The sequence below is a fragment of the Chloroflexus sp. genome, assembly GCF_034431535.1.
GTDB lineage: Bacteria > Chloroflexota > Chloroflexia > Chloroflexales > Chloroflexaceae > Chloroflexus.
The window spans coordinates 36,829-58,713 of record NZ_DAOUDC010000014.1 but is presented as its reverse complement, the minus strand read 5'-3'; the positions used below and the strand labels follow the sequence as shown (position 1 = coordinate 58,713).

The 21,885-nt window shown below is 61.5% G+C and carries 16 protein-coding genes; 7 read left to right on the top strand and 9 right to left on the bottom strand.

Annotated elements, in window-relative coordinates; all coding sequences use genetic code 11:
- Window positions 1-76: 76 nt before the first annotated feature.
- The 4 genes from U9R61_RS03960 (at window position 77) to U9R61_RS03945 (ending at window position 3,772) form a co-directional block, all read left to right on the top strand.
- Complete coding sequence (locus U9R61_RS03960; RefSeq protein ID WP_322487525.1) at window positions 77-1,393, top strand: WD40 repeat domain-containing protein; 1,317 nt, start codon at window positions 77-79, stop codon at window positions 1,391-1,393.
- A 107-nt stretch (window positions 1,394-1,500) separates the two neighbouring features.
- Window positions 1,501-2,325 carry a class I SAM-dependent methyltransferase gene (locus U9R61_RS03955; protein ID WP_322487524.1) on the top strand — a complete coding sequence of 275 codons (825 nt, stop codon included), beginning with the start codon at window positions 1,501-1,503 and terminating at the stop codon, window positions 2,323-2,325.
- Between the two features lie 182 nt (window positions 2,326-2,507).
- Window positions 2,508-3,050, top strand: a complete 543-nt coding sequence (locus U9R61_RS03950; protein ID WP_322487523.1) for an acyl-CoA thioesterase — start codon at window positions 2,508-2,510, stop codon at window positions 3,048-3,050.
- Between the two features lie 44 nt (window positions 3,051-3,094).
- A complete protein-coding gene (locus U9R61_RS03945) occupies window positions 3,095-3,772 on the top strand; it encodes a response regulator transcription factor (RefSeq protein ID WP_322487522.1) in 678 nt (225 codons plus the stop codon).
- A 55-nt stretch (window positions 3,773-3,827) separates the two neighbouring features.
- On the opposite strand, the gene meaB is transcribed toward U9R61_RS03945, so the two are convergent.
- The 3 genes from meaB to U9R61_RS03930 all read right to left on the bottom strand — a co-directional run bounded on the left by meaB (window position 3,828) and on the right by U9R61_RS03930 (window position 9,379).
- Window positions 3,828-4,940: a methylmalonyl Co-A mutase-associated GTPase MeaB gene (gene meaB, locus U9R61_RS03940; RefSeq protein WP_322487521.1), complete on the bottom strand. Its 1,113-nt coding sequence runs from the start codon at window positions 4,938-4,940 to the stop codon at window positions 3,828-3,830.
- 99 nt (window positions 4,941-5,039) lie between these two features.
- Window positions 5,040-7,241, bottom strand: a complete 2,202-nt coding sequence (scpA, locus tag U9R61_RS03935) for a methylmalonyl-CoA mutase (protein WP_322487520.1) — start codon at window positions 7,239-7,241, stop codon at window positions 5,040-5,042.
- Window positions 7,238-9,379 (bottom strand): acyl-CoA mutase large subunit family protein, encoded by a 2,142-nt coding sequence (locus tag U9R61_RS03930; protein ID WP_322487519.1) that lies wholly within the window; start codon window positions 9,377-9,379, stop codon window positions 7,238-7,240. The genes scpA and U9R61_RS03930 overlap by 4 nt, the downstream gene beginning before the upstream one ends.
- Before the next feature lie 303 nt (window positions 9,380-9,682).
- On the opposite strand from U9R61_RS03930, the gene topA reads away from it, so the two are divergent.
- Window positions 9,683-12,022 carry a type I DNA topoisomerase gene (topA, locus tag U9R61_RS03925; RefSeq protein WP_322487518.1) on the top strand — a complete coding sequence of 780 codons (2,340 nt, stop codon included), beginning with the start codon at window positions 9,683-9,685 and terminating at the stop codon, window positions 12,020-12,022.
- A gap of 77 nt (window positions 12,023-12,099) precedes the next feature.
- On the opposite strand, the gene U9R61_RS03920 is transcribed toward topA, so the two are convergent.
- Window positions 12,100-13,257, bottom strand: a complete 1,158-nt coding sequence (locus U9R61_RS03920) for a hypothetical protein (protein WP_322487517.1) — start codon at window positions 13,255-13,257, stop codon at window positions 12,100-12,102.
- A gap of 33 nt (window positions 13,258-13,290) precedes the next feature.
- The gene (locus U9R61_RS03915; protein ID WP_322487516.1) at window positions 13,291-13,494 is read right to left on the bottom strand and encodes a hypothetical protein; all 204 of its coding nucleotides are present in this window, start codon (window positions 13,492-13,494) and stop codon (window positions 13,291-13,293) included.
- Window positions 13,495-13,735: 241 nt separating this feature from the next.
- On the opposite strand from U9R61_RS03915, the gene U9R61_RS03910 reads away from it, so the two are divergent.
- Together U9R61_RS03910 and U9R61_RS03905 are read left to right on the top strand one after the other, a co-directional pair.
- Entirely contained in the window at window positions 13,736-15,088 is a 1,353-nt protein-coding gene (locus tag U9R61_RS03910; RefSeq protein ID WP_322487515.1) for an ATP-binding protein, read from the top strand.
- A complete protein-coding gene (locus U9R61_RS03905; RefSeq protein WP_322487514.1) occupies window positions 15,010-16,305 on the top strand; it encodes a hypothetical protein in 1,296 nt (431 codons plus the stop codon). The genes U9R61_RS03910 and U9R61_RS03905 overlap by 79 nt, the downstream gene beginning before the upstream one ends.
- A 21-nt stretch (window positions 16,306-16,326) precedes the next feature.
- On the opposite strand, the gene U9R61_RS03900 is transcribed toward U9R61_RS03905, so the two are convergent.
- The 4 genes from U9R61_RS03900 to U9R61_RS03885 form a co-directional block, all read right to left on the bottom strand.
- A complete protein-coding gene (locus U9R61_RS03900; protein ID WP_322487513.1) occupies window positions 16,327-17,040 on the bottom strand; it encodes a response regulator transcription factor in 714 nt (237 codons plus the stop codon).
- 19 nt (window positions 17,041-17,059) lie between these two features.
- A complete protein-coding gene (locus U9R61_RS03895) occupies window positions 17,060-18,091 on the bottom strand; it encodes a sensor histidine kinase (RefSeq protein ID WP_322487512.1) in 1,032 nt (343 codons plus the stop codon).
- A 267-nt stretch (window positions 18,092-18,358) separates the two neighbouring features.
- Window positions 18,359-20,248 carry a S9 family peptidase gene (locus tag U9R61_RS03890; protein ID WP_322487511.1) on the bottom strand — a complete coding sequence of 630 codons (1,890 nt, stop codon included), beginning with the start codon at window positions 20,246-20,248 and terminating at the stop codon, window positions 18,359-18,361.
- Window positions 20,249-20,320: 72 nt separating this feature from the next.
- On the bottom strand, window positions 20,321-21,814 hold the full coding sequence (locus U9R61_RS03885) for a ComEC/Rec2 family competence protein (RefSeq protein WP_322487510.1): 1,494 nt from the start codon (window positions 21,812-21,814) through the stop codon (window positions 20,321-20,323).
- Between the last annotated feature and the right edge of the window lie 71 nt (window positions 21,815-21,885).

The following is a 21,885-nucleotide window of genomic DNA, read 5'->3' as shown; positions in this document are numbered from 1 at the left end:
AGGTATCATTTATATAGTTGATCTATCCTTGTTAGCACCACGTGGATATTAGTGCATTCGATGACCGAGTTTGACAATGCAGCAGCGTTCTTCTCCCAATGTTGTGGTTGGGTCGTCCGCCGACCCTGTTTCGTCGGCGTTAGAGGTGTTGTGGCAAAAATTGCTAGTGGCGTATGACAGCGCCTGCGCTATCAGTGGTTGCCAAGTAACCACGGTGTTATGCCCGGTCTTGATCGATCCGCACGGGCCGGCAGAGCCGCACAATGCGCTGTTGTTGCGCGCTGATTTGCAGATCCTCTTTCATGCTGGCCTATTGACGATTGATGCAATGACGCTGGAAGTGCTGGTAGCCCCGGAGTTGCGGGATAGCGAGTATGGCGCGCTGGCCGGCAGGCGGCTGCGCCAGCCCAACCGGCTGGCGTTGCGGCCCAACCGACACTTGTTAGCGATGCATCACCGTTTGTTCCAGCTCGAACAGCCAGCAACTGATGCGCTGGCCGTCCAACGACCGCTGCTGCGCCAATTGTTAGCTGTGCAGAGTTGGGTGAATAGTCTGACCTTTAGCCCCGATCAGCACCTGCTCGCGACCGGTTCATGGGATGGCATGCTGCGGCTCTGGCGGTTGCCTGACGGCCAATTGCAGCGCGTCATTAGCGGGAATATTGGCGAACTTAATGCCGTTGTGTTTAGTCCTGACGGCCAGCGGATTGCGGCGGCGGGCCGCCAGCACGGCGCGCGGATCTGGCGCGTTGCTGATGGTGAGCTTCTCGTACATTTGGGTGATGACCAGCGTCACGGTGCGTTTTTTAGCATTGCCTTCCAGCCGCACGGTGATTTAATTGCCACCGGCGGCTGGGATCCGGCGGTCTATTTGTGGCACGCGACTGATGGTAGCTTGAACAGCGTATTGCCCGGTCATGAGGGGGTGATCAATAGCGTTGCCTTTAGCCCTGATGGCAATCTGCTGCTATCCGCCGGCCATGATCGAGTCTTACGGCTCTGGCAGATGCATGATCGCTCATTGGTGCGGGCGATGCGCGGGCATAGCGACGCGATCTTTAGCGTTACCTTCAGCCCGAATGGCCAATTAGCGGCGAGCGCCGGCGGCGATGGACTGATCTTTATCTGGCGGGTCGATGATGGCCAGCCATTGCAGATGTTAGCAACCCCATCTGGTGCCTGCTTCAGCTTAGCGTTTAGCCCCGATAATCAGTATCTCGCGAGCGCGCACTATGGCCGGATCGTGCGGATCTGGCGGGTGCGCGATGGTGCGTTGCGCTGGGAGTTGAGCGGACATAACGAAAGTGTCACCTCGGTGGTGTTTGCGCCGGGTGGCGATTTGTTGGCCAGTGGCAGCTTCGATTCGACCGTGCGCATTTGGTCGTATCAATAGCGTGTGCGCGCAGGCGATGGCGGCGCGCAGGCATACGTTTCGCCAAAGGGGGAGATTGTTTCGGGCGCTGCGCGCCCTCGCAATGACAAGGGGGTAAGGTTTGGACCATGGTTCATCCTCACTACGCCGTGCGCGCGTTCTATCGCCAGACGGACTGGATGTTCCGTGTGCTCGGCATCATCCGTGGATCGCAGGCGATGCATGCCGGTTTGTGGCAACAGGCGCGCAGCCATCGCGCGGCCCTGCGTTCGATTGACGAGACGTTGTTGGCTGCGGCCCAGCTTGCTCCCGGCGAGTGTCTGCTTGATGCTGGTTGCGGCGCCGGTGCGAGCGCCAATGCGATTGCTGCTCGCCACGATGGGCCGGTGATCGGTCTCACCATCGTGCCCGAACAGGCCAAGCGGGCGCGGCGCGGCGGGCCGGCGCTGTTTGTGTGCGCTGATTACGCTGCGGCGCCGCTGCGCAACGCGAGTTGCGATGTAGTGTGGATGCTGGAGAGCATCTGCCATGCGCCGGATAAGCCGGCGCTGTTGGCTGAGATCACGCGAGTGTTGCGTCCGGGGGGGAGGGTCGTTATCGCTGATCGTTTCGCAGCGCGATCTGATTTATCTCCTGCCGAGCGCAATCAGTTGCGGTCATGGTTACGACCGTGGGCCATGCCCGATTTGGTGACGGCTGACGAGTTGATCGCGCTGGCTGAAACAGCCGGTTTGCGCTTGCGCCAGCGCGAAGACCTCACCTTCAGCGCCGGGCCGTCGCTGCGCTTCCTCGGCCATTTCGCCCAACTGACTCTGCCGGCGGCGCTCGTGTTGCGCGCGCTCCGGTTGCAATCTGAACTTCAGATCGCGGCGATGCGCGGCTGCGTTGCCCAAACCCGCACCCTCAATGCTGGCCTCTGGCGCTATTATCGGTTGGTGTTTCGTTACCAGTAACGATACGTTGGAAATAGCACCATGGAGTGCGGCAGTTTGACTGCCGCATATTAACGCGCCGTGCTCGCTGCATCCGCTTGCGACCGGCGCAATCGCATCGCCGGTCGCAAGCGTATCTCTCGCGAGTATACTTGACAAAGCAGCATCTTCATCGTTCTGTTCCCATCTGGTGGAGTTGAGCTATGGCAACCAATGGAGGAACGCACCAGCCTGAGCAGTTCCGCACCTTGCAAATGACCGTGTTGATGACGCCTGATATGGCTAATTTTGCCGGCAATGTTCACGGCGGTCATATTTTGAAACTGCTCGATCAGGTCGCCTTTGCGTGCGCGTCACGCTACTCTGGGCGTTATGTGGTGACGGTCTCGGTCGATCAGGTGATTTTTCGCGCCCGTATTCATGTCGGTGAATTAGTGACGTTTTTGGCTTCAATTAACTACACCGGCAATACGTCTATGGAGGTGGGGATCCGAGTGGTGGCTGAGAATATCACGGCGCGCACCCAGCGTCATGTGATGACCTGCTACTTTACGATGGTGGCGGTTGATGAGAATTTTCGCCCGTGTCCGGTGCCGCCGGTGCGGATCGAGACGGCTGAACAGCGCCGGCGCTGGATGGCGGCCCGCTTGCGCCGTGAGTTGCGCCGCGAGATCGAGCAGCGTAGCCTTGAGATTCGCCAGCACCCGGAAGATTTTCTCAACGAACTCGATAGCGAGCCACATTAGGGAAAAACATTGACGAGTGCACTACCTCTTCGTATACTACAGGTATGGCGCGAATCTTGATAGTTGAAGATGAAACTGAAATTGCCTCTTACCTGCGGCGTGGCCTTCACCTAGAGGGCTATCAGGTTGATGTTGCCTATGATGGCATTCGTGGCCTAGAGATGGCCACTGCCGGCAACTACGATCTGGTCGTCCTCGATCTGATGCTGCCGGGGATTGATGGACTTGAAGTTGCGCGCCGGCTGCGCGCCGAGTCGAGGGTTCCAATCATTATCCTGACTGCGCGCGATGCGGTGCGCGATCGGGTAACCGGGTTGGAAGCCGGCGCTGATGATTATTTGGTCAAGCCGTTCGCCTTTGAAGAGTTGCTGGCCCGCATTCGTGCCCAGTTGCGCCGCCAGCAGGCCAGCCAAAATCAAGAGGTGTTGCGCTTCGCCAATCTGACTCTCGATACCCGCTCGCGTGAGTTGCGCGTTGGCGAGCGGCGGGTGGAGTTGACGGCTAAAGAGTACGATCTGCTCGAACTCTTTATGCGCCATCCGAATCAGGTGCTGACCCGCGACATTATCTACGATCGGGTGTGGAATTACGATTTCGGTGGTGAGAGCAATATTATCGAGGTCTATGTGCGCTATTTGCGCCAGAAGCTCGAAGCCAACGGCGAGCCGCGCTTGATCCATACCGTGCGAAGCGTGGGATATATTTTGCGGGAGGATGCGTAGGCTAGAGGCGCAGCGGCGCTGCCCCCGTACAGGCCGGCGCCGCTGCGCCTCTAGCCTACCGTTCGTTAAGAGCTGCTATTAACTCTTGCACCGCACTCACCACCGGCAAACTTCCCTCAATGACCGCCTGCTCGATGACGGACAATCGTTCGCGCACGGCAGGGTGGGCAAAAAAGAGCGTGCGCAACTGTTCGTCAATTAATTGATAGAGCCAATCGCGGGCCTGCTCGCGGCGGCGGGCTGCGAAGATGCCGCTGGCCGTCATCTCGGCGTGGAAGCGTTCGATCTCTTGCCAAACGGCGGCGATGCCGTCACCGGTCAGCGCCGAACAGGTGCGCACCGGCGGTTTCCAGCCTGGCGTGGCTGGCGTGAGGTAACGCAGCGCGTGGTGGTACTCGGCTTGGGCCGCTAAGGCGCGCGCTTTGTTGTCGCCGTCGGCTTTGGTGATCACCAGCGCATCGGCCAGCTCGATCACCCCTTTCTTGATCCCTTGCAGTTCATCGCCGGCGCCGGCTAGCATCAACAACAAGAAAAAGTCCACCATCCCGCGCACCGCTGTCTCGCTTTGCCCGACACCGACCGTCTCGACCAACACCACATCAAAACCGGCGGCTTCGCAGACCAGCAGCGTCTCGCGGGTCTTGCGCGCGACGCCGCCCAAACTGCCTCCCGACGGCGAAGGCCGGATGTAGGCGTTGGGATGGCGGGCGAGCCGTTCCATGCGGGTTTTATCGCCCAAAATGCTGCCGCGCGAGATGCTGCTCGACGGGTCGATGGCCAAGACTGCCACCCGGTGGCCCTGTTCGCAGAGCATGGTGCCGAGGGCCTCGATAAAGGTGCTCTTGCCGACGCCAGGCACGCCGGTGATGCCGACCCTGAGCGAGCCGCCGGTGTAGGGCAGGAGTTGGCGCAGCACCTCTTGCGCTTGGGCAATATGGGCCGGTGCGTTGCTCTCGATCAGGGTGATGGCGCGGGCGAGAATGGCGCGGTCGCCGTTGCGCACCCCTTCGACATACTCCTCGACCGTCAAATGCCGGCGGCGCGGGCCAGACGGCGGCGTGGCGGGGGCCGGCGCGCTGCCGGGCAAGCCATCGTGGCGGCTGGCGATCCCGGCGAGCACCGATAGCGCAAAGGGCATCTCTTCGGCGGTTGGCTGGTCGTTGGTCATAGGTATTGTTGTTTAACTGAACCGGAGAACTGGGTGCGTGACTCCTAGCCCCTCTCCCCGCCGGCGGGGAGAGGAGTGACTATCGATACACTCACGGCCTCACTGGGCCGGAGCAGCGATGCTATCGCCGTGCAGCCGTTGTTGCAGTTCGCGCAACAGCTTTTCAGCGGCGACCGGCAAGATAGTGCCGGGGCCGAAGATCAGCGCCGCGCCGTGCGCGCGCAGGAACTCGTAGTCTTGCGGCGGAATAATGCCGCCAATCACGACCATGATGTCCTCGCGGCCCAGTTTACGCAACTCTTCCACCAGTTGCGGCAAGAGGGTCTTGTGGCCGCCGGCCAGCGAGCTAATTCCGACCACATGCACGTCGTTTTCAACCGCTTGCCGGGCCACCTCCTCCGGGGTCTGGAAGAGCGAGCCAATATCGACGTCGAAGCCGAGGTCGGCAAAGGCCGTCGCCACCACCTTGGCGCCGCGGTCGTGGCCGTCTTGTCCAATCTTGGCGACCAGCATCCGGGGCCGGCGGCCTTCGAGAGCGGCGAAGGCATCGGCCATAGCGCGCACGTGCTGAATCTGCTCGGCGTCGCTGTACTCGCTGCCGTAAACGCCGGCCACCGAGCGAATTTCGGCTTTGAAGCGGCCAAAGACCTTTTCCATCGCCATCGAAATCTCGCCGAGAGTGGCCCGCGCGCGGGCAGCTTCAATCGCCGCCGCTAGCAGGTTACCTTCACCGGTCGCCGCCACGCGGGTCAGCTCATTCAACGCCGCCTGCGTCTTGGCCTCGTCGCGCTCGGCGCGTAACTGCTGCAGCCGTTCGATCTGCTTTTGGCGCACGGCAGTGTTGTCAACTTCCAGAATCTCGATCGGCGCTTCGTATTCGAGCCGGTACTTGTTGACGCCGACGATCGTCTCGCGGCCTGAATCGATATGGGCTTGCCGGCGGGCCGCGGCCTCTTCGATCCGCAGCTTGGGCAAGCCGGCTTCGATGGCCTTGGCCATGCCACCCAGCTCTTCGACCTCTTGGATATGCGCCCACGCCCGGCGGGCGAGCGCATCGGTCAGCCATTCGAGATAGTACGAGCCGCCCCACGGATCGACGATCGTGCAGATACCGGTTTCTTCTTGCAGGTACAACTGGGTATTGCGGGCAATACGGGCCGAGAAGTCGGTCGGTAGTGCGATCGCCTCGTCGAGCGAATTGGTGTGCAACGACTGGGTATGGCCGAGGGCGGCGGCCATGGCCTCGATGCAGGTGCGGGCTACATTGTTGTACGGATCCTGCTCGGTGAGGCTCCAACCTGAGGTCTGGCAGTGGGTGCGCAACGCCAGCGAACGAGAATCTTGCGGGTTGAACTGCTTGATAATCTTGGCCCAGAGCAGGCGGGCGGCGCGCATCTTGGCGATCTCCATGAAGTAGTTCATCCCGATCGCCCAGAAGAACGAGAGCCGCGGCGCGAAAGCGTCAATCGTCAAGCCAGCCTTCAACCCGGCGCGCACATACTCAAGCCCGTCAGCCAGCGTATAACCTAGCTCAAGGTCGGCGGTGGCGCCGGCCTCTTGCATGTGGTAGCCGGAAATGCTGATGCTGTTGAACTTGGGCATGTGCTGGGCCGTGTACGCGAAAATATCGGCAATGATGCGCATTGACGGCTCAGGCGGGTAGATGTAGGTATTGCGCACCATGTACTCTTTCAAGATGTCGTTCTGGATGGTGCCGGTGAGTTGTTCGGGCCGCACCCCCTGCTCTTCGGCGGCGACGATGTAGAAGGCCATGATCGGAATCACCGCGCCGTTCATCGTCATCGAGACCGACATCTGATCGAGCGGAATGCCGTCAAACAGAATCTTCATATCGAGGATCGAGTCGATCGCGACGCCGGCCTTGCCCACATCACCCACCACTCGGGGGTGGTCAGAGTCGTAGCCGCGGTGAGTAGCCAAATCGAAGGCCACCGACAAGCCCTTTTGGCCGGCGGCGAGATTGCGCCGGTAGAAGGCATTGCTTGCTTCGGCGGTGGAAAAGCCAGCGTACTGGCGGATCGTCCACGGCTGGGTGACGTACATCGTCGGATAGGGGCCGCGCAGGTAGGGTGGAATGCCGGCGGTAAAGCCGAGATGCTCAAGGCCGGCCAGATCGGCAGCCGTGTAGAGTGGCCGCACCTCGATCTGCTCCATCGTGCGCCAAACCAGCTCGCTCAGTGGCTTGTCGGCCTCTTGTTCAGCCCGCGCTTGCCACGCGGCCAGATCGGGCGCGGGCCGCTCATCGCGGTATGACAGCGTGGTGAAATCGGGGTTCTTCACTCAGCCACTCCTTTCAGGCGTTGCAGCCGGGCCAGCGTTTCGTAACAGTTGGCGCGCAGGTGGATAAACTCATCGACTCCGGCGGCGCGATACATATCGATCAGATTGGTCGGATAGCCGGCCAGCACGACCGTGACATCGGGTCGTTGAGTCTTGATCGCGTGGGTCAGGGCCGGCACAATATCCGGGTAGGTCTCATCGGTCGAGCAGATCGTAACAATTTCAGCGCCGGAAGCGAGCGCAGCGGCGGCGGCGGCTTCCGTTGCGGCGAAGCCGTCGTTGCCGATCACAGCAAAGCCGCCAGCGGCGAAGAAGCCGGCAGAGAAGTCGGCTCGCGCCTTGTGCTGGCTGAGCGGCCCCATATTGGCGAGGAAGACCGCTGGACGGCGACCGGTGCGAGTCGCGTAAGCGTCGGCAGCGGCGCGCAAGGCCTCGAACTGCTCGGCGGCGCGGTGGGCCGGCAGCGCCTCAACCTGTGGCGTGGCGCTATCGGCGGCAGCCAGCGCGCAGCCTAGTTCACCCATGGTCGCGCCGGCCTGCACGGCGGCCAGCATTGCGGCCATCGTGCGCTGGTGCGCTAGCTCAACCAGCGCCGCTTTACATACCTCTTCCGAGCGCGTCTCGCGGGCATGGCGCAGATCGACGGCGCGGGCCGCGTGCAACTGGACGTGATCGATCTGGCGCACCTCCGGCAGTTTCTCGCTGAGATTGGGGTACATATTGACGCCGACGATGACCTCGCGGCGCTGGGCAATCGCGGCGAATCGTTCGGCACGGGTCGCGGCGATGGCCGCTTGCGGCATTCCGGCTTGCAAGGCCGCCGCCATCCCACCCTGCCGTTCGATCTCTTGGAACAACGCCCACGCCTTAGCGGCGATCTCGTCGGTCAACTTCTCGACTGCCCACGACCCACCGGGTGGATCGATCAGGCGGAAGAAGTTGCACTCCTCTTGCAACATCACATGCAGGTTGCGGGCAATCCGGCGCGAGAACTCGTCGGGCAAGCCCCATGCTTCATCAAAATGGCTAATATGGATGCTCTGCGCCCCGCCCATCACTGCCGCCATCGCCTCGCCGGTGGCGCGCAGCATATTGTTATAGACATCGTAGCGCGTCTTCGTCCACGCCGAGGTGCGTGCGTGCAGATGCATCTGCTGCGCGGTCTCATCGCCGTCGAAGGCGGCCACTACTCGCGCCCACAGCATGCGGGCGGCGCGCAGGCGGGCCACTTCGAGGAAGAATTGCGATCCCACCGAGCAGGTAAACTGGATGCGCGGGGCGATCTCGTTGATGCTCAGGCCACGGTCTTGCAGCGCGCGGAGATAGGCCACGCCGGTGGCGAGGGCGCACGCCAGCTCTTGGGCGGCGTGGGCGCCGCTATTGTGGTAGACGTGGGTGCTGACCACGATCGTGCGCAGGCGGGGCGCATGCGCCATCGCCCACCGCGTCCACTCGGCCAGCAGGTCATAGCCACGGTCAAGCGAGGTCGGCAAGGTGCCGCTAGCGGCCAGCGCGCCGAGCGGATCAGCGCCGAGGCAGCCGTGCAGCCGGTTGGGCGGAACGCCCTGCGCTTCAGCGGCGGTCACGAGCAGCGCCGCCACCGGTATTGCTTGCGCACCGGCGTTGACCAACAGCGACAGATGGTTGAGATCAAGCTGGGCCAACAGGCGGCGGGCATCGGCCAGCGTCGCCAGCGACAGGCCCCCCGTTCCCACCTGTGCCGGCGCAGCCGCATCGGGATCGAGGCCGTGCTGGGTGGCCTGATCGAGCGGCAAATTAAGCGTGGTCAAGCCGCGCGGCACATCGGCTTGCGCCGCCTGATTCACCTCATCCGCCGTCGGGTACGGCAGCTCTTGCGCCACCTGCCAGCGTTTCAACACCGGCCCCAACAGGCGCGTATCGCGCACGAACGGAGCAAAGCCGGGCAGCGAGCCAGTGTGCGGTAGCTCGGCAATATCGGCGGCATTATAGATCGGTTGCAGTAGAATCTGTTCGTAGGTCTTGGTAATCAGGCGCTTCTCAAACGGAACGCCCTTCAGTGTCTTTTCAGCCGCTGCCCGCCATTCTTCATACGTTGCGGGCGCGAACATGTCGAACAACGAAGCGCGCTGCGCCGTCTCCTGCGTCTCTGAAGGCATGGCCATACTCCTTGCCGGCAGCCCATACCTAACCCTCGATACCGTTAGTATACCAGCAAATCGAGGGCATCATGGGTGCGGTTGACCGAACCGTTGGCTGGTGAAATATCGGTTGCCTAACCACAGGGTATCTGATTGATGCTGCTTGTCAATAGCTCATCTTAGGGAAGCGAGTTACAGTTCAACAACCGGTCAAAATTGGGAAGTCTCGCTCTTGACAAGCGTGGCGGCGCCGCGTATAGTGCGATGACGATAGTAAAACCATGTTTGAACAGACATTCGTATTGAGATGGGAACAGTTCAATGGGCGAAAAAGTGGTGATCGTTGAGTCGCCGGCCAAAGCGCGGACGATTCAGAAATATTTGGGCAAAGGCTACAAAGTTACCTCCAGCATGGGCCATGTGCGCGATTTGCCCAAGAACGGGCTGGCGATCGATATCGAGCACGATTTTGCCCCTTCTTACGAAGTCGTTAAGCCGAAGGTCGTCACCGAGCTGAGCCAAGCAGTGCGCAACGCCGACGCCATCTATCTGGCGACTGACCCCGACCGCGAGGGCGAGGCGATTGCGTGGCATATTACGCAGGCGGTCAAAACGCCGAAGAAGACGCCGGTGTACCGTGTGATCTTTCAAGAGATTACGCGCAATGCGGTGCAGCAGGCGTTGCAACATCCGCGCCAGATTGACCAAAATCTGGTTGATGCCCAACAGGCGCGGCGGGTGCTCGACCGGCTGGTCGGTTATCAGCTTAGTCCGTTATTGTGGGATAAGGTCAAGCGCGGGCTGAGCGCCGGTCGGGTGCAGTCGGTTGCGGTGCGGCTGATCGTCGAGCGCGAGCGCGAGATTGAGCAGTTTCAGCCGCAGGAATATTGGACGATCGAAGCCGACCTGTTGAAAGAGGCCGGCATCGCGCCGCGTGATCTCTTCCGGGCCACGCTGATCGAGCGCGATGCCAAGAAGCTGGAGAAGTTTTCGATCGAGCGGCGTGAGCAGGCCGAGGCGATCGTGGCTGATCTGCAAGGCGCGACCTATACCGTGGCCAAAGTGACCCGGCGCGACAAGCGTCGGTCGCCGGCGCCGCCGTTTACCACCAGCACCTTGCAGCAAGAGGCGGCCCGCAAGTTGGGCTTCAGCGCAAAGAAGACGATGACGCTGGCCCAGCGCCTCTACGAAGGCGTGGATATTGGCGGCGAAGAGGGTACAGTTGGTCTGATTACCTACATGCGCACCGACAGTGTGCAGGTGGCGGCGGAAGCTCAAGCCGAGGCGCGTGAGGTGATCAGCAAGCGTTTTGGCAGTGACTATCTGCCCGACCAGCCGCCGGTCTACAAGACCAAGGCCAAAGGCGCGCAAGAGGCCCATGAGGCGATCCGGCCCACTAGCAGCGCCCGCACGCCTGAGCAGTTGAGCGAACGGCTGGAGCGTGATCTGTGGCGGCTCTACGATCTGATTTGGAAGCGGTTTATCGCCTCGCAGATGGCCTCGGCCATCTTTGATAGCACTACCGTGGACATCGCCGCCCAACCAAGCGTGGCCGGTGCACCGCCCTACCTCTTCCGCGCCACCGGCTCGGTGCTCAAGTTCCCCGGCTTCCTCGCCGTCTACAACGTCAGCCTCGACGAAGGCGAAGAAGACGAAGACAGCGAGCGCCGGCTGCCGCTGCTGGTCGAGGGCGAAAACCTACAGTTAGTCGATCTATTGCCGGTGCAGCACTTCACCGAACCGCCGCCGCGCTACACCGAAGCCAGTCTGGTGAAAGAGTTGGAACGGCTCGGCATTGGCCGTCCCAGCACCTACGCCACCATCCTCTCGACCATCCAAGAGCGCGAGTACGTCGAGATGGTCGATAAGAAGCTCATTCCGACCACGCTGGGGCGGGTCGTCACCGACTTGCTGGTCGAGCATTTCGGCAACATTGTCGATTACGATTTCACGTCGTCGCTCGAACAGCAGCTTGACGATATTGCCGAAGGGGCGAAAAAGTGGGTGCCGGTGCTGCGCGAGTTCTACGGCCCCTTCCGCTCGACGCTCGAGATGGCGCAACGCCAGATGCGCAACGTCAAGCGGGAAGAGATTACGACTGATATCGATTGCCCGAAGTGCGGCCAAGCCAAGCTGGTGATCAAGTTTGGCCGCAACGGCGAGTTTCTGGCCTGTTCGCGCTATAACCGGGAAGGTGATGATTCGTGTGATTTCACCAGCGATTTTCACCGTGACGAAAATGGCCAAATCATCCTCGACAAGGCCAGCGCGCCAGAGACGAGCGATGTCTTGTGCAATGTCTGCGGACGGCCCATGGTGATCAAGAAGAGCCGTTTCGGTCCCTTCCTCGGCTGTTCGGGATACCCTGAATGCACCAACACCCGCCGGATTGGCCGCGACGGCAAGCCGGTGCCGCTACCGGAACCGACTGGCGTGTCGTGTCCGAAGTGCGGCGAGGGTGAGTTGCTGCGCCGGCGTGGCAAGTTTGGCCGTCCGTTCTACGGCTGCTCGCGCTACCCCAAGTGCGACTACATCACCAACTCGCTTGACGAAGCGCAGGCAGGGGTGGCGGTCGAAGCTGCGCCAGCGCCGCCTCCTAACGTCGAGAAGCCGGCGGCGCCGGCCCGCAAATCCAGCGGCAAAACCCGCAAATCGGCGTAGGGGGCCGGGGTCGTTGACAACCTGCCCTGACCCAATAATCATGGAGTGCGGCAGTTTGACTGCCTCACTCCATGGTGTTATGACGCTACCGTCTTCCCGTCCGGCATCGCCAACGCTCCAGTCGCGCGGATTGTGGCTGTCGCCTGAGCTAACACGATCTGGCGCTGCACCGTGTAGGTGATTAGGCATAATGCCGGGATAGCGAATATGCCGATCCCCGGAATTGATTGCATACCAATGAGAAAGATCGCCACGATTCGCAAGATCCAGTTGGTGAAGCAGCCAATGCTTGCCGGCACATAACTCTGCAAGCTGGCGATCAGGCTCAGCCGGTAGTAGATAATTGCCGGTACCACCCCAATCACTGGCACTAACCCCAGCAATCCGCTTACGAGCAGCGTGCGCGGCAGTTGCCGGTCAAGCACGCGCAGAAATGAATTGACCTGCGCTACGTCGGTGAAGGTGACGGTTGCACACGCCGGGCAGGCTTGTTGCACTGCGCGATTCTTGAGGCGGGTGGCGCAGCTTGGGCAACGACGATGCTTGATCAGCGCCATCCGGTGCGCCGCCGGATCAGTGACCGGTTCTGGTCGCGGCTGGCCGATCCAACCAACCATGCGCGGTTGTTGGTTGGCTTGGCGGCAAGCCGGGCATTCGAGTGCCGCGGGATGCATCTGGCTGCCGCAATGATGGCAAGCGATCAGCATCTTCCGTTCGCGCAGCTCGAAGTAGCGTCGGATGAGCCAGAGGCCGAGCACGGTGAGACCGGCCAACAGTAAAGCCAGCAGCGGGAAGAAGATCAACACAACCGTAGTCGTAATCGTCCATCCGCCGTCACCCCACGAAAAGAGCTTGAGCAAGCCGAGGTGGCCGCCGGGATCCATCAGAGAAATGAGGGCAATAATTGAGGCGCGGATGCCAGAGATGATCCAGATCGCGACGGTGACAATGCTTGACCAGACGAACGCAATCGGCTGTGCTAACCATGCCAAGCCGTCAGCCGGTTGGGCGGCCAACGGCGCGACGGTGGCGACCGCCACACCGGTGCTGAGCGCGGCCACCACATCAGATGGCAACGTCTGCGCCAGCAGATCGAGGATCTGCTCCATCTGGCTATTCATCATCTGATATTGCACGCCAAAGCCGACTCCAGTCTTCACAAGGCGATTCACAAACCCCATCATCTCTTGGGCAGTGGCGCTGCGTTCGCTCGACCACTCATAGATCACTCCCAACAAAATCAGAAATACAAATGGCCCCTCGAACGCCTATGCCGGCAGATCAACCCCACCGATCTGGCTGGCGAAAACCGTGGAAAACCCCATCGAATCGCGCGCCATTTGCTCAGGGTTGAGCAGATGCTGTTGCACGAGACCGCCGATCAGCAAGAGCATCAATACACTGGTGAAGGGGTAAGCCGACAAGGCTGGGGTGAGGCCAACCGCTTGGATGAGCGAGGTAAAGTGGATCATACATGCTCCTTCGCTAAAGGTTGATATCTAGGTGTGACTGCCGATCGCAACCGCTTGCCCTTTCCACTAACGAAAGATTTAACTTATGTGTTTTGGTTGTAACAAAACGTTCAATCGGCTACAAGGAGGTGATGGTATAATGCAGTAACACAAGAGTGACACAAGCCGGCAGTGCGATGACGGCCCGCTGCAGCAAACTTCCGGCTTGTTGGGCCACCATTTCGCGAAGGATGACAAGCGCTTGCTGGTTGCCATCACCTTTCCCGTTTTGCTCAAGCAATGTCGCCTTGAACTTGGCTTGACGCAAACCCAGTTAGCAGCGCGCGCTGGGATCTCGGTCTCGCTGGTGCGAAAATACGAAACCGGCACGCGGGTACCGCCGCGCGCCACAGCGATGCATTTGGCGAATGCCTTGAGGTTGGCCGGCGAGGAGCGCGCTGCCTTTCTGGTTGCTGCCAGCGCGCGTGCACTTCCCCCAGTCACGACCCAGCACACTCCGCTAGCGGCACAGATGGCGTCACATCGGCTGCCCGTTGCGCCAACGCCGTTGCTTGGACGCGAGGCCGAGCTAGCGGCGATCACCCGGTTGCTCGGCGAGCATACGGCGCATTGTGTTACGCTGATCGGCCCGCCGGGAGTGGGGAAATCGCGCTTGGCGCTCGCTGCGGCTGCTGCGTTGCAGCCGTTGTTTGCAGATGGTGCAGCGTGGATCGAATTGGCGGCGCTTGATGATCCGGCAGCGGTGGCGCCATTGATCGCCGCTCGCCTTGGCGCGCAGGGTGACGAGGCCGAAGCGGCGCTGATCGCTTTGCTTGCCCAGCGTTCATTCCTGCTAGTGCTCGATAACTTCGAGCAGCTTGTACCGGCGGCGCCATTGATTGCGCGCTTGTTGGCCGCCGCGCCGCGGCTGTCCGTGCTCATCACTAGCCGCGTGCCGCTCCGCCTGCGTGCCGAAACCCGCTTTCCGGTCAAGCCGCTAGCCTTGCCGGTCACCCGGCGGGTCAGTGCGGTGGCGGTGGCGCCGGCCACCCGGCTGTTTTGCGAGCGCGCAGTGGCAGTTAACCCGGCGTTTGTCCTTGGCGTGGCCAATGCGGCGACGGTCGCGACGCTTTGCCAGCGGCTCGATGGTTTGCCGCTGGCGATTGAGTTGGCTGCGGCTCGTGCCGATGCGCTCGAACCGGCTGCGTTACTCGCCAGCCTTGATGCCGGGATAACAGAGTTCGCTGGCGGTTTTGCCGATCTGCCGGCGCACCAGCGCTCATTGCAGGCCGCCATTGCGTGGAGCGAACGGTTGCTGGAGCCAGCAGCACGCGATGGCTTTGCCCGGCTGGGGGTGTTTGCAGGTACGTTTGACGCACCGGCAGCGGCGGCGCTGGGGGTAGCTAGTCTTGACCCGCTGGTTGAGGCGGGATTGGTGCAGGCTGACGCAAGCGGACGGCTGTATTTGCTCGAAACGATCCGGGTCTTTGCTGCCGAACGGTTGCGTGTACACCCTGAAGCGGCCAACATCTATGCATGCACGCCGACTACTACGCCAACCTTGCCGAAACTGCCGGCCCGCTGCTCGACAGTGCAGCCGCCGCTACGACGCTGAACCGACTTGATGCTGAACTGCCCAATCTGCGCGCGGCGATTCGCTGGTCGTTGCATACCGACGGCGGGGTGGTGGCGGCGCGCATCACCGCGGCGCTGCGCGCCTACTGGCTGAGCCGGCGCGTAGTCTACGAGGGGCGCTTGGTCGAATCGCTGTTAGTGTCTGAGCCGGCGCAAGCCATCCCGCCGGCGTTGCGCGGCAGCGCGCTGATCGTGGTCGGCTACCTCGCATCGCAGCAGGGTGCGTTACAGGCCGGCGATCTGCTGGCCCAAGGGATTGCGCTGGCGCGCCAAGCGAGGCAAGAGGCCGATGTGGCGCAGGGGTTAGCCTACCAAGGCATGCTCAACCGCTTTCCCGGCAATCTGGAACGGTACGCAGCCATTCTCAACGAAGCGATTGTCATTGCCCGGCGCATCGCCGCGCCGGCCCCGTTAGCTTATGCCATCAATCAACTCGGCGTCGGCTACTGCATCCATGGACACTACCACAAGGCATTGCCCATGCTGTGCGAAGCGGTTGATCTGGTAACGCGCAACGGCGATCAGATCATGGTGCATCGCTACCGGTGCGATATGGCCGAAGCGTTGCGTTCGCGCGGCGATCTATTGCCGGCGCGCCGGATATTTGCCGGTCTGATTGCAGAATTAGCTTCTGGCGGTGACGCGATGGCGTTGTGGGAAGCGTATCTGCGCCTAGCCAGCATTGATCTGGAAGAGGGAGCGATCGCAGCGGCGGAACACAACCTTGCCGCTGCCGGCGCGATCATTGCCGAGATGAGCATTCGCTATGGTCGGGTCAATTGGCTGCGCCAACAAGGCTACCTCGCGATTGTGACCGAAGACCATGATGTGGCGGTCGCCAATTTGAGCATGGCGCAAAAGGAGGCTTACGAAGTGTACTTGCCAGAAGAAGTGTCGGCGGCGCTGATTGGGCTGGCCTACCTGCACCGCAACGCGGATCGCCGGCGGGCGGCGCGGCTATGTGGCGCGGGTGAAGGTCTGCTCACCCGCTACCAGCTCCGCCGTGATCGGCAGGCCGGACGGTTGCGGCAAGCGGTGCGGGAAATGTTAACTGCGGCTGAACACGAGCTGGCGAACGAAGCGGCGCAAACGGTGATCGATCGCTTGCCCCAACTTGCGTTTGCCAATGCAGTGGTTGCGCGCGATACGGTGCGACTTGATCGCGTGATCGCCACCGCATTGCGCGAAGTGTCGTAGGGACATTGCGCCGCAATGTCCTTACTCAGGCAATTGCGAATACCCCATCTTGATCCACCCCTTCTTAATCGCCACAATCACCGCCATCGTGCGGTCGTTGACTTGCAATTTAGACAAGATGGACGTAATGTGATTTTTCACCGTCTGGCCGCTGATGCTCAGCTCATGCGCAATCTCTTTGTTTGAGAGGCCGCGGGCAATGCAGTCAAGAATCTCAATTTCGCGCGATGTCAGCGGGGCAAACAGATGCGCGCCATCCACCTCTTCGGTGGCGGCTAGTTCGCGGAATTGGTGCAGCACTCGCGCCGCGACATTGGGCCGGGCCAGCACCGCATCGTTGATCAGATAGCGCCCGCGGGCGACATCGCGGATCATCTGCACCAGCTCTTCCGGGCTAATGTCTTTGGATGTAAACGCCGCCGCGCCGACCTTGATCGCCTGAAACAACTGCTCATCATCTTCGTAGACGCTCAGCACAATAATGCCGGTGCGCGGCTCGCGGCGCTTAATCACGCGCGCCACTTCCAACCCGTTCAAGCCGGGCAGGTTAATATCGACCAGCACCACATCAGGCATCAGGCGTTCGGTCAGCTTGATCGCCTCTTGGCCGTTCTCGGCCTCGCCGATAACCTCGATATCGGGTGCGCTCTCTAGACTCCAGCGGATCCCCTGCCGGAAGAGCGGGTGGTCATCAATCACTAATACTCTGACCTTTGATGATAATGGTGCTGTCACGCATGACTCCTCGGATAACTCACGCCGGTTGCGGTAATGGCATCGTCACGTGTACTTCGGTGCCGGCGCCGCGCCGGGTCGTAACCGTCAGTTGCGCGCCGATCAGCTCGGCCCGTTCGCGCATGCTCGTCAACCCCCAGCTTTCGCGTCCAGCGCGCCGGATCACCTCGCGCAGGTCGAAACCCGGCCCGTCATCGCGAATCGTTAGATGCAACCTCCCGCCATGCGCCGTCAACGTCACCCGCACCGGCGCGCCACGAGCATGTTTGCGCGCATTCTGCAACGCCTCCTGCACAATGCGGTAGAGCACGATCTCAGCTTCAGCCGGTAAGCGTGGCAACGGATCGGCTTCAAACCCCACTGGACTGCTAACCGTGTCGCGGTATCGGCGAATGTATTCGTGCAGCGCCGGCACAAGCCCTTGTTCTTCAAACTTGCCCGGACGGAGGTCGGCGATAAAGCTGCGCACTTCGCGCAAGCCTTCGCGCACGCTATCACCCAGTTGGCTGAGGATCGAACCGAGCTGTTCCAGCTTCTGCTCTTGGAGCAGATTTTGGCAGACTTCGACCCCCATCAGCGCATTCGCCAGCACTTGCGCCGGCCCGTCATGCACTTCACGCGCCAACCGGATGCGCTCTTCCTCGCGGCCCTTAATAACTTGCGCTCGCAAAGCCTGCACCCACGGATCGGCAGCCACCCCTTCGACATTGCGGGTAAGGGTAGTGCTGCTCATCTCGATCTGGCGGATGAGCTGGTCAAGCTGGCGGAGCGACCGGCGTAATTCGGCTTCAGCTTCGGCAGCGGCGGCGTGCTCGGCACGCAATTGCTTGACCCGCGCCGCGATAGCGACGGTGGATAAGCCGCGTTCGCGGGCAAACTGCTCTTGCACCACTGCTTCATCGAGTTGGCGCGAAAGTTGGCGCGCACGCTGAACCACGCCTTCCTGCTGGTGCAAGGCGGCGTGGTAGAGTTCGCGCAATCCGGCAAGTTGGGCGGTAACGATGGCGGTAGCGCGCTCAAGAAGGGCGGCTGGCTCCGTGCTCAAAGACATACTCCCGCAACCAATCGCTTTGATGGTGTAAGTATAGCACGCAACTGGCTGGCAATGAAGCGGGCAAGATGATCAAACTTTCATCTTGCGCCGCATGTCCCTGCGAGCCACGCGAAGCGCGGCGCAGCAATATCCCGCTTCAGCGGCGCAGAGGTCTGTGCGGATGCAATCGGTGTTCGCAGGAGATTGCTTCGGTCGGGCGGCGCCCAGCAACGCTGGCGCCGCCGCTCCCTCGCAATGATATTAGGACTGTTTTCCGGGTTACGGTCACACCGCCGGCGTAAATCCGAGCACCTCACCGTAAAACGCCAATTCACGTTTGATGGCGGTGATGATATTTTCGGCTTTGCGGAAGCCGTGCTGTTCGCCGGCGAAGGGCACGTACTCGGTGCGAATGCCGCGCGCGCGGAGCGCCTCGTACATCGCTTCCGATTGGGCCGGCGGCACCACTTTGTCTTCCAATCCTTGGAAGAAGATGACCGGGCAAGTGATCTGGTGGGCGTGGTAGAGCGGTGAACGGGCTTGATAGAGGTCGGCGCGTTCGGGGTAGGGGCCGATCAGGCGGTCGAGGTAGCGTGACTCGAATTTGTGGGTGTCGCGGGCCAGTGCGGCTAGATCGGCGACGCCGAAGTGGCTGGCGCCGGCGCGGAAGGTGTGGTGGAAGGCCAGTGCTGCAAGCACTGTGAAGCCGCCGGCGCTGCCGCCGGTGATTAACAGTCGGGCAGGATCGGCCTTGCCGTTGGCGACTAGAAATTGCGCGCTGGCCACGCAATCTTCCACATCGACAATCCCCCATTGACCATCGAGCAGTTCACGGTAGGTGCGGCCAAAGCCGGTGCTGCCGCCATAATTCACATCGAGCACCCCGATCCCCCGGCTCGTCCAGTATTGGATCGAGAGGCGCAAGGTGGGGTAGGCGGCGGCAGTCGGCCCGCCGTGGATCATCACTAGCAGCGGCGGGAGTTCGCCGGCGGGGGCGACAAAATCGGGATTGTGCGGCGGGTAGAAGATGCCGTAGGCGGTGCGCCCGCCAGCACTAGGAAAACTGATCACTTCGGGCAGCGAGAGATAAACCGGCTCAACTGGCAGTTCGCCGCTCTGCCGGATGGGGGTGAGCGAACGGTCGGCTAGGTCGAGTAGAAATAGCGTAGCCGGCATGGTGGGTGAGCTGCCGATAATCAGCGCGCGCTCACCGGCCCCGTTGACGATGTTGATGACCGAGACCGGCAGGTCGATCGGTTCAGTGCGGCCATCGCGGTGGATTAGCGCCATTTGCCAGCGGCTGTGCTGGCAGAACGCCGCCAGTACGCTCCCATCAGTCAAGGGCAGGTAGGTGCGCATACCCGGCTGCCAGAGCGGCTGGCCGAACTCGGCCTCGATCGGGTAAAGTGGGGTAGCATTGCCGTTGAGATCGAGCCGGTACAGGTTCCACCATCCGCTGCGCTCGGCCACCACCAGCAGGCTGCTATCAGCGGCCCATTCCGGCTGAAAACACGAATCATTGGGGCCGCCGGCCAACCGGCGCGCTGTTCCCAAGCTACCATCAGCCAAGACCGGTGCTACCCACAACTCGGCGGCGTCCCACGGCATATTGGGATGATCCCACGCCAGCCATGCCAGCCATGCGCCGTCAGGACTCAGGCGCGGCGCAGCCACAAAGTCGCGCCCGGTGAGCAATGGCGTCGTTGCACCGCTGGCCAGATCGACCGCTACCAGATAGTTCTGCGCTTCGCCGTCGCCGCGGTGATCTTCGCCAATCGCGATCAACCGGTTACGCGCTCGATCCACCACCATCTCGGCGAAGCGCAAGCCTGCCGGAGTGCCCAGCGCGACCGGCGCCTCGCCGGGACGCTGGCGGTAGAGGGTCTGATCGCTAAACTCGACAAAGAAGACTTCACCCTGATCGATGACATGGCTAAGACCACCATACTCATGCACGAGCGTGCGCACATTCATGCCGGTTGGGGTTACATCGCTGATCGTGCCGTCAGCAGTGCGGCGCACCAACACATTCCGCCCGCCCTCTTGCGGACGGCCTTCGATCCAATACAGATCAGCGCCGTCGATCTGTGGCCAACTGAGACTCACCTGCTTGGTGACGAGCATCGCGGCAGTAATCGGCGAGCGCCAACTGCCGTAGGGTGCGATCTGGGCCATACGTATTCCTTGCCAATATCAGAACATTTCCTTTTGCATCATAACACAAGGCGCTCGGTTTAGTGTATAGCATCAACTTGTCCGCACCTCTTCCCGATCTGGCCGCTGCCACAGCCAATAGCTGCCGATTAGCGCATAACCGGCCAGCAACAGCCAGAGCGGGAAAGATGGCACGGCCAGCGCCGCCCATACCGGTTGGGCCAGCACCAGCGCCGTATTGGTGATCCAGCTCAGCGGCAGCCATGCGATTGTCGCCAGCCACTGGCCGAGCGGCAGCCAGATCAAGCCGCCGATCAATGCCGCCATTCCCAGCAGCATCGCCACCGGCACCACCGGTACAATCAGGATGTTGGCCAGCGGTGCGACGAGCGACAGATTGCCGAAGTGGTACAGCATTAGCGGCAGGGTCAACACCTGCGCCGCCAAGGTCGCCGTTAGCGCCTCGCGCACTGCCGCCAAGGTCGGGTGGGCCAGCCAGCGCATTCCATTCAGCCAGCGCTCCACCGGTTTGCCAAACGCGAACAGGCTAGCGGTGGCGAGCGCCGAGAGTTGGAAGCCAAGATCCCAGAGGGTATGCGGGTTGACTAGCGTCAAGAGCCAGCATGCAGCCAACAACAACCGCCATGGCTCGCTCTGCCGCTCGGCGGTGCGGGCCAAGAGGGCGAGACTAGCCATCATCGCTGCCCGCACCACCGCCGCTGATGCACCGGTGAAGCCGGTGTAGATCCACATCACAGCTAGACTGAGCCAAAAGGCTGGCCATGGCCTCAGGCGGGTGAGTTTAGCTAGCGCCGCTAACGCTGCCGCGACGATGGTAAAGTTCCAGCCTGACACGACTAAGATATGTGAGGTGCCAGTAGTGGCAAACGCCGTGCGAGCCGCTTCCGGCAGACCAGCCTGAATACCGAGCAAGATCCCGATTGCCAGCGCCGCTTGCGGTTCGGGCAAGAGGCGCAGCACGGTACGCCGGCACAGTTCGCGAAACTGGCTAATCTGGGCCAGACCCCACGCTGCTTCGCGCGCGGCCAACGTCTTGATAGCGGTAGGCCGGTTTAGGAGCACAAAGATGTTCCGGCGGGTAAGGTAGGCGCGGTAATCAAACTCTCCCGGACGTTGGGCAGTGCGGGGGAGGGTCAGCCTCCCACTGATCTGCAAGCGATCACCCGGGTAGTACGGGGGGTAGGGCGGGGCACGCACCAGCACGCGCCCTTCCGCCGGAGCCAACTGTCCATCAGGGCCGGCGTGAGAAACGGTGATGACCAATTGTTGGCCGGTGTCATCACGGCGCGGCTCTTCCGCGACGCTGCCGACCAGCATCACCTCATCAGCGCCGGCCCAGCGTTCGATATGGTGCGGGCCGAGCAACGGCTGGGCGAATTGGTAACGTATCCCACCCAGCGCCAAACACAACGCCGCCAGCCCCATCCAGCGCCAGCGGCGGTCAACAACAACGACACTCACCCCCGCCGCACCGGCGACAAGCGCTAACCAGTGCAGCGGTAACGAAATCGTTCCGGCTAACGCGATCCCAACCAGCCAACCCAGCGCTAGTCGAATCAGATTCATGCGAACGTGCCTGTTATCAAAGAAGCGGTATCATGAAGAATACCGTTTGAAAGCAGGCAAAAGATTCGCAG

Excerpts from the sequence above, each read along its gene's own strand:
- topA (WP_322487518.1), top strand. The coding sequence starts at position 9,683 with ATGGGCGAAAAAGTGGTGATCGTTGAGTCGCCGGCCAAAGCGCGGACG.
- U9R61_RS03885 (WP_322487510.1), bottom strand. The coding sequence starts at position 21,814 with ATGAATCTGATTCGACTAGCGCTGGGTTGGCTGGTTGGGATCGCGTTA.
- U9R61_RS03915 (WP_322487516.1), bottom strand. The coding sequence starts at position 13,494 with ATGATCCACTTTACCTCGCTCATCCAAGCGGTTGGCCTCACCCCAGCC.
- U9R61_RS03890 (WP_322487511.1), bottom strand. The coding sequence starts at position 20,248 with ATGGCCCAGATCGCACCCTACGGCAGTTGGCGCTCGCCGATTACTGCC.
- U9R61_RS03905 (WP_322487514.1), top strand. The coding sequence starts at position 15,010 with ATGCACGCCGACTACTACGCCAACCTTGCCGAAACTGCCGGCCCGCTG.
- U9R61_RS03945 (WP_322487522.1), top strand. The coding sequence starts at position 3,095 with ATGGCGCGAATCTTGATAGTTGAAGATGAAACTGAAATTGCCTCTTAC.
- U9R61_RS03895 (WP_322487512.1), bottom strand. The coding sequence starts at position 18,091 with ATGTCTTTGAGCACGGAGCCAGCCGCCCTTCTTGAGCGCGCTACCGCC.
- U9R61_RS03955 (WP_322487524.1), top strand. The coding sequence starts at position 1,501 with ATGGTTCATCCTCACTACGCCGTGCGCGCGTTCTATCGCCAGACGGAC.
- meaB (WP_322487521.1), bottom strand. The coding sequence starts at position 4,940 with ATGACCAACGACCAGCCAACCGCCGAAGAGATGCCCTTTGCGCTATCG.
- U9R61_RS03960 (WP_322487525.1), top strand. The coding sequence starts at position 77 with ATGCAGCAGCGTTCTTCTCCCAATGTTGTGGTTGGGTCGTCCGCCGAC.
- U9R61_RS03930 (WP_322487519.1), bottom strand. The coding sequence starts at position 9,379 with ATGCCTTCAGAGACGCAGGAGACGGCGCAGCGCGCTTCGTTGTTCGAC.
- U9R61_RS03950 (WP_322487523.1), top strand. The coding sequence starts at position 2,508 with ATGGCAACCAATGGAGGAACGCACCAGCCTGAGCAGTTCCGCACCTTG.